The organism is Nocardia seriolae NBRC 15557, from assembly GCF_007990715.1.
Taxonomy (GTDB): domain Bacteria; phylum Actinomycetota; class Actinomycetes; order Mycobacteriales; family Mycobacteriaceae; genus Nocardia; species Nocardia seriolae.
The window spans coordinates 1-12,293 of the sequence record NZ_BJWY01000057.1; the positions used below are offsets into that span (position 1 = coordinate 1).

Sequence of the window (12,293 nt, forward strand, 5' to 3'; positions counted from 1 at the left end):
GTATTAGGATGACCGCCATGGCTGCCGAGCTGTGGGCATTGCGACTGCGGGTCGCGCGGGTGCTGGTGTACCCGTTGTGGCGCAGCGTCGCCGGTGCGCCCGCGGCCGTCGACGTGCGGGCCGATATCGCGTGGTGGGTCGAGTGCATCGGCGCGCCGAAACTGCGCGCACTGGACGAATATTCGCGATTCGCCTACCTCGCGGCCGCACTGCCCGAGTTCCGGACGCTCGTCCATTACCGGCTGCGCGGCCGCTCCCCCGCGCTGCGAATCCTCTTGGGGGCCTGCTACCGGCCGCTGCCGACGCTCACCCTCGAGGCCGATCGGATCGGACCGGCCCTGTTCATGCAGCACGGTGTCGCCACCATCGTCACCGCCCAGTCCATCGGCGGCCACTGCTGGATCAATCAGCAGGTGACGATCGGGCACGACGCGAAGGGCCGTCCGACACTGGGCGATCGGGTCCGCGTCGGGGCCGGGGCGGTCGTGCTCGGCCCGATCACCCTGCACGACGGGGCCACCGTCGGGGCGAACGCGACGGTGATCCACGATGTGCCCGCCGGGGTGACCATGGTCGCGCCGCTGGCGACCGAGCTCATCCGGCGGCGCGGCGACGCACCAGCCTAGGCACCCACGCCAGATCCGGGAGCACCTGCGCGAGCAGGGTGGCGAGCGCGGCGGCGACGACGACACCGACCGCACCGAAGTGCGCGGCCACCAGGATGCCGCCGCCGATGCTGAGCGCCGCCATCACCACCGTCCGAAGCGCCTGCCAGCGGGCCTCGTTCGGCCTGGTCAGCAGGACGTTGGCCGGGAGATGCGCGCTCTGGGCCACCAGCAGCGCGCCGAAGGCCAGCGCCAGCCCGGAGGACACCCCGATGCGCCCGCCGGACAGGATCGATGCCGCCCACGGTCCCAGCGCGGCCAGCGCGGCGGTGCCGACGGCCGCGATCGCGACGAATATCGCGGTGATCCGCCACCAGATCCGGACCGTTTCCGCCGACGCGCCACGGCGTTTCACGAAAACCGGCCAGTAGGCCAGACCCGCCGTCGAGATCACCGACCAGATCACGCCGTAGAGCTGGGCCGTCAGGGCGTAGCGGGACAGTTCGTCCGGAGTGGACAGGTGCGAGAGCAGCAACCGGCCGGTCTGCAATCCGGCGGGGAGTCCGACCCCGACGAGGAACAGCCACAGGCTCCCCGCAAGCAGCCGGGCGCGGCGATCACCGACCCTGGCGAACACCGAGCGACCGAGACCGGAGAGACGAAGGGCTGCAACGGTACCCACGCCATGCCCGGCCAGCACGCCTACCAACGCCGATACGCAGTACCAGATCGGGCTCACGTCGGCCGCAGCCAGCAGCAGCGTCGTGAGTAGAGCGAATGCCGGGCAACTCATCAGAACGAGCGTCGCGAGCTCGTTGCGGTCGATGCCGATGAGAATCCGGACGCCCAGTCCGGCCGGAATGGTGAGCGCGAAAAGAATTGCGGCAACGGTGATGGCCCAACCGTCCTCCGGCCCGGACGACAGCCCCGTGAGCAGCGTCCACCGGCCCGTCGCGAGGATCGCAATCGCGATGACCGTCGAACCCGCTGCCACGCCGAGCAACACGCGGTAGGCGCGCCGGATGACGTCGGCGGCGAGCGGATCATGGCGCAGCTGGGCGCTCGCGCTCAAGACCGTCGCGCCGATGCCGAGGTCCGCGAACGGGAACAGCAGGGTCACGGTGGCGATCAGGGACACCAGGCCGAAGACCGCCGAGCCGGTGTGGCGCACGATGATCGCGGTGTTCGCCAGGCCCAGCAGCGCGACGATCGGGGTGCCCGCGATGCGGTAGAGCGTGCCGCGCAGCAGCGCCCGGCGCTCGTCCGGGGCCAGCCTGGTCGGATCGGTCATCGGCGCAGTCGGATCGGTCATCGGCGCAGCATGATTCGGACGCCGTTCAGCACGGCGTAGGCCACCGCGAACGGACCGGGGCGCCCGTGCCGCAGCGCCGCCCGCAGCGCCCGGCCGACACCCGACAGCGAACCTGCCGCTACCGCAGCGCTGACCGGACTCGTACACAGGTAGTCGCCACGGATCCGGGGCGGCTCGGTGCGCAGGTACTCCAGCCCCCACGCGATATAGTCGTCCACCTGGTCGGCGTCCGAACGCGAAACCGATTCGCCCCCGACGAAATAGGTGCCGAGCACCTCCGGCACCTGGATCACGCGCACATCCGGAACGGCCCGACGCACCGCCAGCAACCAGGTGGCTTCATCGTGAACCGTGTCGATATCCCAGCCGACGGCGCGGGCGAGTTCGATGGGAAAGCACAGCGTCGAGGTCTGCAGCACAGCGCCGCCGACCCGCAGCGAGGTGAACCGGAACAGGTATCGCGCCACCGATTCCCGCGGCTCGATCAACCGGCGCGGCCAGACCCGGCGGTGCTCGCCGGGGCCCGACACGACCATCCGAGACGAGCAGATCCAGTGGCGGCCTTCGACCGCGTCGAGCTGCCGCCGCAGCTTCTCCGGCAGCCATTCGTCGTCATCGTCGAGCAGCGCGATCACGGTGCCGTGCGCGGCCTCGATTCCGACCTGCCGGGCCGCGCCGGGGCGGACGCGACCGGCGGTGCGCACGACCGTGATCCGGGTGTCGGACGGTAGGTCCAAGACGATCCCCTCGGCGGCGACCACGATGACCTCGGCGACCGGTCGCGTCTGGCACAGGGCCGATGCCACGGCCCGGCGCAAGGACGCTCGCCCGACCGTCGGTATGACGACGCTGACGGCGGGATGCCCGGTGTCCGCCGGATTCATACGGTGTCCGCCGGATTCATGACGCCCGCCGGAAGTGGACCGCGCAGTAAGCGAGGACGAGACAGGCGAGCTCGGGGATCATATTGTAGGTCCAGGGCGCGTAGAGCAGGTCCCAGATCCCTTGCAGCGCAACCAGTACGAACAGCGGAGCCCACTCCCCCAGCCGGTCGTGATTCCAGAACACCCCGGCGCAGGCGACGAGGATCAGCAGCGGCAGCAGGGCCGCGACCACCCCGCCTTCAGCCCAGGTGCCGAACAGGATCGAGTGGAAGGCGGAGTAGTCGAATACCGGTAGCCGCCAGTACAGCTCGAAAGGAAACGTCGGCGCGAATCCTATCCGGATAGCGAGATGTTCTGCCCGCGCGTACAACTCGGGCGTGAGGTGCTGGGCACTGCCCCAGCCGAGCAGCGGCCGCTCCGCGATCGCGGACAGCGTCATCGGCGGTTCGGTCCGCCCGGCCAGCAACAATGGCAGGTGCGTCGCGTCCTGTTCGACCGTCTTGCGCCGCAAGGCCGATCCGAACAGGCCCGCGCGGGCCGCGATCGGCATTAAGTACGCGAACAGCAGCCCGAATCCGGTGACCCCGGCGAGCGACCGGCCGCGCCCGATGCGCGCGCCGAGCAGGTGCCTGGTCGCCAGCCACACCGCCGCGACCACGCACACCAGGGCGTGCGACCGGAAGTTCAGGCCCAGGCTGGCCAGCGCGAGCACGGCGAGCACACCGCAGATCACCATCGGACGGGCGTGCGCGCGAATCAGCGCGAAGACCATCAGCACCGTCACCGCGTGCGCGATCCCGTACTTCCACAGGTCCAGGAAGCGGCCGGTATTGGTCAGCTCGATTCCCTTGACCAGGAAGAAGACGACGCTGCCCGCGGCGATCCCGGCCAGCAGGGACGCGATCGCGTCGATCGAGCGTCCGGTGAGCACCGCGAAGCCGATGAAATACAACCCGAACGCGGGCAGCGCCAGCGCGTTCGGCCACAGCACGCTCACGCCGTTCACCAGGCACGAGACCAGAAACGAGATCCAGGCCAGCGCGGCGATCACGATCGGGGCCAGATCCACGCCGCGATGCGACATCAGCGCGAAGCCGGGAACGGCCAGCAGGCAGATCAGCGACAGCCCGGTCACGGTGAAGCTCGCCACCTGCACACCCGCCGTCGCACCCACGATGACCAGCGCGAACACCGACCCGTAGCGAAGCGGGCGCGCAGCGGATAGCGGTGCGGCCGGAAACCGCAGATCGGTCACTGATCAATCCCCTTGCAACAACGAACGACTGGCGTCGTGTCGGAAAGTAACGGTACATTGTTCGTGCTAGTGGGGGGTGTTTGCCAGGGGAGGTGATCATGAGCGATGCCGGACCGGAACGCTCCCTGGCGGCGCTGCGGGGACACTCCTACGACAAGGGCCGCGGCCTGCTCGCGCAGGTGCTGTGGGTCGCCGTCTCGACCCTGATCTTCACGCAGGTGTGGTGCCCGAATCGATTGCGGGTGAGCATCCTCCGGCTGTTCGGCGCGAGTATCGGCACGGGGGTGCTGATCAGGCACCGGGTCAGCGTGCAGTGGCCCTGGAAGCTCACCGTGGGCGACGACTCGTGGATCGGGACCGGGGCGGAGCTGTACAACATCGAACCGATCACGCTCGGCGCCAATGTCTGTGTCTCCCAACGCGCCTACCTGTGCACGGGCAGCCACGACCGGCACTCGCCGACCTTCGCCTACGACAACGGGCCGATCGTCGTCGAGGACGGCGCCTGGGTGTGCACGCGGGCCACGATCCTGCGCGGGGTCACCATCGGCGCGCACTCCGTGGTCGGGGCGACCGCGCTGGTCAGCGTGGATGTGCCGCCGTATGCGCTGGTGCGGCCGCCGCCGTCCGTGGTGACGCCACGCTGATGCGGATCCTGCACCTGGTCACGCTGGTGTCACCGGAGGGCGCCTACGGCGGGCCGGTGCGGGTGGCGTTCAACCAGGCGGCCGAACTCCGCGGGCGCGGCGACGAGGTGGTCGTGGCGGCGGCCGGGCGCGGGTACGACACCCCGCCCACCGTCATCGACGGTATTCCCGTGCGGCTGTTTCCGGCCCGGACCCTGGTTCCCGCAACGGGTTTCGCCGGTCTGGGCGCGCCCGGCCTGTGGCGGTGGCTGCGCCACAACGCCAGCGGATTCGATGTCGTGCACATCCACCTCGGCCGCGATCTGGTGAGCCTGCCGGGGGCCCTCGCGGTGCGACATGCGGGGACGCCCTACGTCCTACAACCACACGGCATGATCACACCCACCTCGAATCCCCTTGCCGGGCCATTGGATACGGGCTGGACCCGTAAGGTGCTGCGGGACGCCCGCGCGGTCTGCTTCCTCACCTCGGCCGAGCGGGAGGCGCTGACCGCCGTCGCCGGTCCGGGACTGCGCCTGGTGCACCTCGACAACGGCGTGCCCGCCTACCCGCCCGCCGCCGGGGCGCGCACGCCCGAGGTGCTGTTCGCCGCGCGGCTGCACGCCCGGAAACGACCGCTCGCGTTCGCCGAGATGGCAAAGACCTTGCTGGCCAATGGAATCGATGCGAACTTCACCCTGATCGGTCCCGACGAGGGTGAGGGACCGGCGGTGCGGGCGGCGCTCGGCGACGACCCCCGACTGAGCTGGGCGGGTCCGCTCGACCCGGCCCGGATGCCTGAGCGGATGGCCGCGGCCACGGTCTTCGTGCTGCCGTCGGTACGGGAGCCGTACCCGATGGCGGTGCTCGAGGCGATGTCGGTCGGGCTGCCGGTGGTGATCTCACCCGACTGCGGTCTCGCACCGCTGGTCGAGCGAACCGGCAGCGGCATCGTGACGGCACCGACCGCAGCCGGACTCGCCGCGGCGGTCCGGTCGCTGCTCACCGACCCCGCGCGCGCCCGAGACATGGGTGCGCGCGGCAGGCGGGCCGTGGCAACGGAACTGGGGATGGCGCGCATCGGCGATACGCTCCGCGAGCTCTACCGCGAGGCCACCCGATGACCCGGCCCAAGCTATCCGATCTCGCCGCGGTGACCGTCGCCATCGCCATCGCCGCCGGGCTGGTGTTCGCCCTGCGCGCCGATCCGACCGAGCACGGCGAGAGCACGCCGAGGCGGCTCGTCATTCCCCAGCAGATCGAACCGACCGCATTGTTCATCGGCGACTCGTACACGGGCGCAAGCATGCTCGCCGAGATGTCCTACGCCTGCCAGGCGGCGGTCCGGCTGCGCTGGCTCTGCGACCTGGCCGCCATGCCCGGCACCGGGTACATCAGCGGCGGGCAGGCCAACCGATTCCGCCTCGAGTACCTGGGCGATTCGACCTCGTTCGACGAGCGCATCACGCGCCTGGCCCGGCGCGCGGACCCGAACATCGTCGTGCTCGACGGCGGCCGCAACGATAAATTCGCGCCACTCGACGATGTGTACCAGGCCATGCTCGGCACGGTCGCCGACGCGCACCGCACCTGGCCCGCGGCGAAGATCGTGTTCGTGCGACCGCGTTTTCTGCGAGATCCAGCCGATGACAACGGTTTCGACGACGATTTCTTCGCCCGCCTGCAGAGCGAACCGGCCATGGCCGAGGTGGTCGTGATCGATCCGATCGCGTCGCTCGACCAGAGCGACACCGCGGGCTGGCTCGGTCCGGACCGCATGCATCCCAACGCGGAAGGCAACCGGCGCATTGCCGCCGCCCTGGTCGACAGCCTCACTACCCAAGGATTGGCGGCGTCGCGATGAAACCCCCTGCCCCGCACGATGCCACGGCCGCGCACGATGCGACTGCCGCGCAACCCTCCGCGATCGCACAATCCTCCACGGTCCCACAATCCGCCCCAGTCTCAGAATTCGCCGCGGTCCGGGAATACGCCGCCCTGCTGCGGCGGCGCTGGCGCTGGGTGATGTGGGGAATGCTCGCGGCCTTGGCGACCACCACGGTGTTCCTGCTGGTGCGGCCACCGGTGTACCGGTCGGAGGCGACCGTGTTCATCCGGACGCCCGGCGACGTGAGCCGCGTCATCGACGGCGGGGATTCCTACGCGAAGGCGCGTGGGCGGACCTACGCCGAACTGGCCGAGAGCCCGGACCTCGCCGCGGTGGTGCTCGGCGATCTCACGCTTGCCGAGGATCCGGCCCGCTTCGCCCACCGCATTTCCGCGTCGAACCGGACCGGAACCGTGCTGATCGACCTCGGCATCACCGGCCCCACCGCCGCGGAGACCGCCCGGACCGCCGAGGTTTTCCTGACCGACTACGCCGCGCTGGTCCGCACGCTCGAAACGGTCCCCGGCAGCCCGGTGCCGCGCGCCGAACTGGTGGTCGTCACCGGACCCAGCCGCCCCGAGCGCGAATTCGCCTGGGGTGCACCGATTTCCGCTGTTCTGGCTGGAGCCGCACTGGTCGGCTGCGTGCTGGGCGCGGGTGCGGCGGTGGCGCGCCGGCTCTTCGAACCCGATACCGAACCCGAGGCGGGCAATTGAAGCTGAATCAATTCGCTGCGCAGTTGCGCAGGTACTGGGCGACATTCGGCGTCGTCGCGGTGATCGTCGCGGCGGCGGGCATCGGCCTGGCCGTGCTGAGCCCGCCCCGATACGTCTCGACGACCCAGCTGCTGGTGTCGATCGAGGGCTCGACCACCGCCTCGGCGTACGAGAACGACAATGTCGTCACCGGGCGGGTCGCCACCTACGTCGCGCTGCTCACCACCGATGCCGTCGCCCAGCGCGTCATCGACCGGCTCGGGCTCACCGAATCACCGCGCGACCTGGCGGGGCAGATCAGCGCGGCGGCGGTGCCGCCCAGGACGGCGATCATCGATGTGGCGGTGACCGATTCGTCCCCCGACCGCGCCCGCCGCATCGCGGCCGCCATCGGTCCCGAATTCATCGCCTACGCCGACAGCCTCGAGACACCGACCGGCGAGGACAAGCAGCAGGTGCGCACCAAGGTCGTGACCGCGGCCGGTGAGCCCGGCAGCCGGCTGCCCGAAACGCTCTCGCTGGCCGGGCTCGGCGTGGTGACCGGGCTGCTGCTCGGCGCGGTCGCGGTGTGGATCCGCGGCCGCACCGATCCGGTCCTGCGAACCACCGCCGACGCGGCCGCGGCCGGGGTGCCGCTGCTCGGGTCGGTGGCCGCGGTGCCCGCGCCCTCGGAGGACGAATTCATCGGATACCGCGGGCTGCGGGCACATCTCGAGCGGCGGCCCGTCCATCTCGACCAACAGCGGGCACATCTCGGGCAATTCACGCCGACGCCGTCGGTCTGGGTGATCGCCAGTGCCACAGGCGAAGCCGACGTGGCGACCGTGGCGCGGAATCTGAGCCGCACCATCGAACGGCACGGCGGGCAGCCGGTGGTGCTGGTCGGCGACAGCTGCGATCCGGCGCAGGCCAGGGCCCTGATCGAGCCCGCGCGACCGGACCACACCCACGTTCTGGTCACCGCGCCACCGGTAACGAAAAGCGTCTCCGCGTCGGTATATGGAGAGTTCTCGGACGGTGTGGTCCTGCTGGCGGCCCTCGACTCGTCGCGCCGGGGCGAGGTGCGTGCGGCGGTCGCGCATCTGCGGGCGGCAGCGGTCCGGGTGGCGGGCATCGTGGTGGCAAATACGTGGAAACACAATCGAACTGAAGGATGACGAGGTGTCGTGTAATTTCGGCCTTCGAGCCGGGTATGCGATGTTCGAAGGGGGAAGTTGACATGGATTTATTCGATGTCGCGCGCTCGTGCGCCCGCCGCTGGTATGTGATCCTGCCGCTGCTGATCCTCTGCCTGCTCTACGGGAAGCAGACCTACGCGGCGGCCAAGCCGGTCTACTACGCCAATGCCGTAATCGGTTTCGCGCCAACGAGTTTCCGCATGGATCAGGCGGTGGCGGGGGAACCGGTGCGACGCAACGGCCTGCTCGATGTGGGCGGCGCGACGCTGCTGGCCAACCTCGCGGCGCTGGGCCTGCGGCAGCCGGCGGTCATCGACAAGGTGGTCGCCGGGGGCGGGCAGCCCAACTATGTCGCGCGACTGTTCCCCGTCACCACCGGTTCGCAGCAGATCCCGCTGGTCATGCTCGAGGAGACCGCGGCCGACCCGCAGTCCGCGTCCAAGACCCTGGAACTGGTGACGGCGCAGGCCGATCCGACACTGCGCACCCTGCAACAGCACGCCGCGGTGCCCGAGGATCAGATGGTCTCCTCGTTCACCGTGCAGCCGCCCAGTACGCCCGTGGCGGCCACGCCGTCGCGCACCCGGTCGACGATCTCGGTGCTGGCGGCCGGGGTCGGATTGTCCATCCTGCTGACCGTGCTGCTCGATGTGGCGGTCGGGCGGTTGAACCGCAAACGTCAACGGCCCGCGCCGCCGATACCGTTCGGTTCGCATGAACCGGTGGCCGGTGACGTCCACGCTGCGAATTCGAATTCGATGTGAGTACCGCCCAAGTCGTCGCCGGCCGATCCGCCGTCGGTGAGCGGCGGCGCGAAGCCAAGCCGTGGGCGCTCGCGATCCTGTGCGTGCTGATCCCGATCCTGCCCGCCTACGTGGTGCCCGGCGGTCCGCTGAAAAGCAATGGCGCGCCCGCGAAGGTCCTGGCGCTGTGGCTGTTCGGGCTGGTGGTGCTCGGCTTCGTGGCGGGTCGTCGCACCGGGCGGGAGCGGCGGATCAATCCCGGGGTCGCGGTCCTGCTCGTGTACTTCTTCGCGTGGCTGTGGATCTACGGGCTCGGGCGGCTGCACATCGACGACCCGCTGCTCGAGGCGGCCAAGAGCCGCGCGGTGATCGCCCTGATCGCGAATATCGGTGCGGCGCTGTATGTCTTCGCGCGCATCAAGACGATCCGGGATCGTGATTTCGTGCTCGGCGCGCTGCTCATCGGGCTCGCCTTCGAATGCGCGGTGGGGCTGCTGCAGGGCGTGGCGTCGGTCGATCTGCGATTCCTGTTCCAGCCACCGGGTTTCGTCGTCAACACCACCGACCTCACCCTCGACGAGCGCATCGGCGCCAAACGCGTCATCGGCACCGCGCAGCACGCCATCGAGTTCTCGGTGCTGGCGGTGGCGGCGGTGCCGCTGGGGGTCTACTTCGCGCGCAATGCCCGGCGCGGCGAGGTGCGGGTGCTGGCGGCGGTGGCGGCGCTGCTGGGGCTGGCGGCCATGCCCGCGGCGGTCTCCCGGTCCGGGGTGATCTCGCTGGTGGTCGCGCTGCTGGTCTACATGTTCTATTTCCGGGTGCGCACCATCGCGATCGCCGCGACGGCGCTGGTGCTCGCGGTCGTCGGCTACATCGCGATCTTCCCGACCGTGGTCAACGCGCTGTGGGGGACCATCACCGGGTCCGCCGACGATCCGAGCATCAAACACCGCACCGAAGATTACGCGGGCGTCTCACGAATCTTCCACGACCACCCGTACTTCGGCCTCGGGCTCGGCGGGCAACCGCACCTGCTCGACAACGAGTGGCTCCAGACTGTGGTGCAAGGTGGGATCTTCGGGATCGCCGCCATGATCGTGCTCAGCGGAGGGGCGCTGTTCGGTGTGTCGGGTGGCCTGCGGGCCGCCCGGACCCGGCGCGAGCGCGAACAGGCGTTCATGCTCGGCGCGGTTGTCGCCGCAATCCTGGTGTCCAGCACCACCTTCGACCTCTTCTACTACCAGCAGGCGACACTGATCTTCTTCATCACGTTCGCGCTGCTGTGGTCGACCTACTCGATTCCGGCGCAGGGTGGGGGCGGGCTCGGCCGCAGCCGCTTCCGACGCGACCCGCCACCCGGCGGTCTACCGGCGACGAACGGCCGCGCGGAATCGCATGCGCCCGAACCGAAGCCACCCGCGGCGGAAAATGCTCCGGCCGTGACCGAACCGGAACCACCCGCAGCTGTACAGGGACCGCCAGTGGCCGACACCGAATCACTCGCAGCGAGCCTGGAACCGCCTGCCACCGACGCGGAATCGCCCGCGGTCGGCAAGGGGCTGTCGTCAGGAGTGCGCTGGACCAGCGTCTCGATGGTGGGGCGCGAGATCGCGCGGACCGGATTCACCGTGCTGCTCGCGCGGCTGATCGGGCCGGACGCGTTCGGCATCGTCGCGCAGGCCACCGTCTACCTGGGCATCCTGAGTCTGCTACTCGACCAAGGCTTTGCCAGCGCGTTGATCCAGCGCCCCACGCTCGACCGGTACATGCCCGGCGCGACCATGACGGTCAATATCGGTGTCGGCGCGGTCCTGGCCGCCGTCACCATCGGTATCGCGCCGGCGTGGGCGGCGTTCATGCACACCCCGGACCTGAAATGGGTGCTGATCGCGCTGGCCCCCAGCCTGATCGTCCGGGCCGCGGCGATCACGCCCCGGGCAATGCTGTGGCGCGAGATGGAGTTCCGCAAGAACGGCATCGCCGACATCACCTCCGCGCTGCTCGGCGGCGCGGTCGGATTGGCCGTCGTGCTGGCGGGCGGCACCTACTGGGCCCTGGTGGCCCAGCTGGTCACCACCGATCTCGTCATCACAGTCGTCCTGATCGCGGTCGCGGGCTCCTGGCCGAACCTGCGCCTGAACCGCCTGCGCGAAATCGCGGGCTTCTCCTGGCGTGCCTTCGTCGGCGCGGTCCTGGTCAACTCCCTGGCCCGCAATGCCGACAACCTGCTCATCGGCAGATTCCAAGGCGCGCAAGCCCTCGCCTTCTATGCCCTGGCCTACCGGCTGCTGCTACTGCCGGTTCAGCTGACCGTCCAGAGCATCGGCTCGGTCCTGTTCCCGTTGTTCGCGCGCCTCGCCGACAACCTTCCCGCCCTCCGCGCCGAACTGGCCCGGGCGACCCGAATCATGGCCCTGGTGGCCCTCCCCGGCATGGCCCTGGTCTCGATCGCCGCCCCCCAACTGATCCAGCTCGTCTTCGGATCCGCTTGGGCCCCCGCGATTCCCATTGTCCGAGTCCTGGCCATGGCGGGCGCCCTCCCGGCCGTCTACCAACCCTCGACCATCCCGGTGATGCTCGGCCTGGGCCACGCGAAACTGCAACTCCGCTACGCCGTCCTCTGCACAGCCGTCTCGATCGGCGGCATAGTCGCGGGCCTCCCCTTCGGCCCCTTCGGCGTAGCCGTCGGCTACAGTGCCGCCACCGTGGCCCTCCTGCCCGTCGAATGGGTCGTCCGCCGCCGCTGCGTCGGCGTAAGCCTGCGCACACAATTCACCCAACTGCTCCCCGGCCTGCACATCGCCTTCTGGATGGCCGCGGCCTACGCATCCATCGCCCTGATCCTCCCCGGCCACGACTTCGTAATCCTGTGCGCCGGAACAGCAGTCGCCCTCGCCGTCGGCGCAGTGGTACTCCGCCTGGCCTACCGCACCCAACTCGACGAGATCCTGCACCTGGTCCGACGCGTCGCGGGCAAGCGCGGCAACGACACCGAACCCGCCCCGGAACCACCGGCCGCCCGAACCGCCGATCCATCCGGCACTCGATCACCCTGACCACCGTCACCCCCACCAACCCCTGCATCC

Annotated in this window: 11 protein-coding genes; 8 read left to right on the forward strand and 3 right to left on the reverse strand. The window is 69.8% G+C overall.

The genetic code is table 11. From position 1 onward, the window contains the following. Positions 1-626: LbetaH domain-containing protein (locus NS2_RS18310; RefSeq protein ID WP_308640201.1), on the forward strand; the 626-nt coding region annotated here is incomplete at its 5' end. Here the strand turns inward: NS2_RS18310 and NS2_RS18315 are convergent. From NS2_RS18315 to NS2_RS18325, 3 genes are read right to left on the reverse strand one after another with little or no spacing between them, the layout of a single operon-like run. Continuing rightward, positions 595-1,917, reverse strand: coding sequence for a lipopolysaccharide biosynthesis protein (locus NS2_RS18315; RefSeq protein WP_228102492.1), 1,323 nt, complete (start codon positions 1,915-1,917; stop codon positions 595-597). The genes NS2_RS18310 and NS2_RS18315 overlap by 32 nt on opposite strands. Next, positions 1,914-2,801, reverse strand: a complete 888-nt coding sequence (locus NS2_RS18320) for a glycosyltransferase family 2 protein (protein WP_033087388.1) — start codon at positions 2,799-2,801, stop codon at positions 1,914-1,916. The genes NS2_RS18315 and NS2_RS18320 overlap by 4 nt, the downstream gene beginning before the upstream one ends. A gap of 16 nt (positions 2,802-2,817) precedes the next feature. Further along, entirely contained in the window at positions 2,818-4,056 is a 1,239-nt protein-coding gene (locus NS2_RS18325) for a hypothetical protein (RefSeq protein ID WP_228102493.1), read from the reverse strand. A gap of 98 nt (positions 4,057-4,154) precedes the next feature. On the opposite strand from NS2_RS18325, the gene NS2_RS18330 reads away from it, so the two are divergent. The 7 genes from NS2_RS18330 to NS2_RS18355 all read left to right on the forward strand — a co-directional run bounded on the left by NS2_RS18330 (position 4,155) and on the right by NS2_RS18355 (position 12,263). Next, on the forward strand, positions 4,155-4,703 hold the full coding sequence (locus NS2_RS18330) for an LbetaH domain-containing protein (protein ID WP_033087410.1): 549 nt from the start codon (positions 4,155-4,157) through the stop codon (positions 4,701-4,703). Next, entirely contained in the window at positions 4,703-5,806 is a 1,104-nt protein-coding gene (locus NS2_RS18335; protein ID WP_033087389.1) for a glycosyltransferase, read from the forward strand. Before NS2_RS18330 ends, NS2_RS18335 begins: the two co-directional genes overlap by 1 nt. Next, positions 5,803-6,546 (forward strand): SGNH/GDSL hydrolase family protein, encoded by a 744-nt coding sequence (locus tag NS2_RS18340; RefSeq protein ID WP_033087390.1) that lies wholly within the window; start codon positions 5,803-5,805, stop codon positions 6,544-6,546. The genes NS2_RS18335 and NS2_RS18340 overlap by 4 nt, the downstream gene beginning before the upstream one ends. Further along, positions 6,543-7,286 carry a YveK family protein gene (locus NS2_RS36105; RefSeq protein ID WP_052486601.1) on the forward strand — a complete coding sequence of 248 codons (744 nt, stop codon included), beginning with the start codon at positions 6,543-6,545 and terminating at the stop codon, positions 7,284-7,286. The genes NS2_RS18340 and NS2_RS36105 overlap by 4 nt, the downstream gene beginning before the upstream one ends. Further along, positions 7,283-8,443: a YveK family protein gene (locus NS2_RS18345; RefSeq protein ID WP_052086285.1), complete on the forward strand. Its 1,161-nt coding sequence runs from the start codon at positions 7,283-7,285 to the stop codon at positions 8,441-8,443. The genes NS2_RS36105 and NS2_RS18345 overlap by 4 nt, the downstream gene beginning before the upstream one ends. A gap of 62 nt (positions 8,444-8,505) precedes the next feature. Next, positions 8,506-9,228 carry a hypothetical protein gene (locus NS2_RS18350; RefSeq protein WP_033087413.1) on the forward strand — a complete coding sequence of 241 codons (723 nt, stop codon included), beginning with the start codon at positions 8,506-8,508 and terminating at the stop codon, positions 9,226-9,228. Beyond that, positions 9,225-12,263, forward strand: coding sequence for an oligosaccharide flippase family protein (locus NS2_RS18355; RefSeq protein ID WP_063897702.1), 3,039 nt, complete (start codon positions 9,225-9,227; stop codon positions 12,261-12,263). Before NS2_RS18350 ends, NS2_RS18355 begins: the two co-directional genes overlap by 4 nt. Positions 12,264-12,293 lie beyond the last annotated feature (30 nt).

Excerpts from the sequence above, each read along its gene's own strand:
- NS2_RS18315 (WP_228102492.1), bottom strand. The coding sequence starts at position 1,917 with ATGACCGATCCGACTGCGCCGATGACCGATCCGACCAGGCTGGCCCCG.
- NS2_RS18320 (WP_033087388.1), bottom strand. The coding sequence starts at position 2,801 with ATGAATCCGGCGGACACCGGGCATCCCGCCGTCAGCGTCGTCATACCG.
- NS2_RS18330 (WP_033087410.1), top strand. The coding sequence starts at position 4,155 with ATGAGCGATGCCGGACCGGAACGCTCCCTGGCGGCGCTGCGGGGACAC.
- NS2_RS18335 (WP_033087389.1), top strand. The coding sequence starts at position 4,703 with ATGCGGATCCTGCACCTGGTCACGCTGGTGTCACCGGAGGGCGCCTAC.
- NS2_RS18340 (WP_033087390.1), top strand. The coding sequence starts at position 5,803 with ATGACCCGGCCCAAGCTATCCGATCTCGCCGCGGTGACCGTCGCCATC.
- NS2_RS36105 (WP_052486601.1), top strand. The coding sequence starts at position 6,543 with ATGAAACCCCCTGCCCCGCACGATGCCACGGCCGCGCACGATGCGACT.
- NS2_RS18350 (WP_033087413.1), top strand. The coding sequence starts at position 8,506 with ATGGATTTATTCGATGTCGCGCGCTCGTGCGCCCGCCGCTGGTATGTG.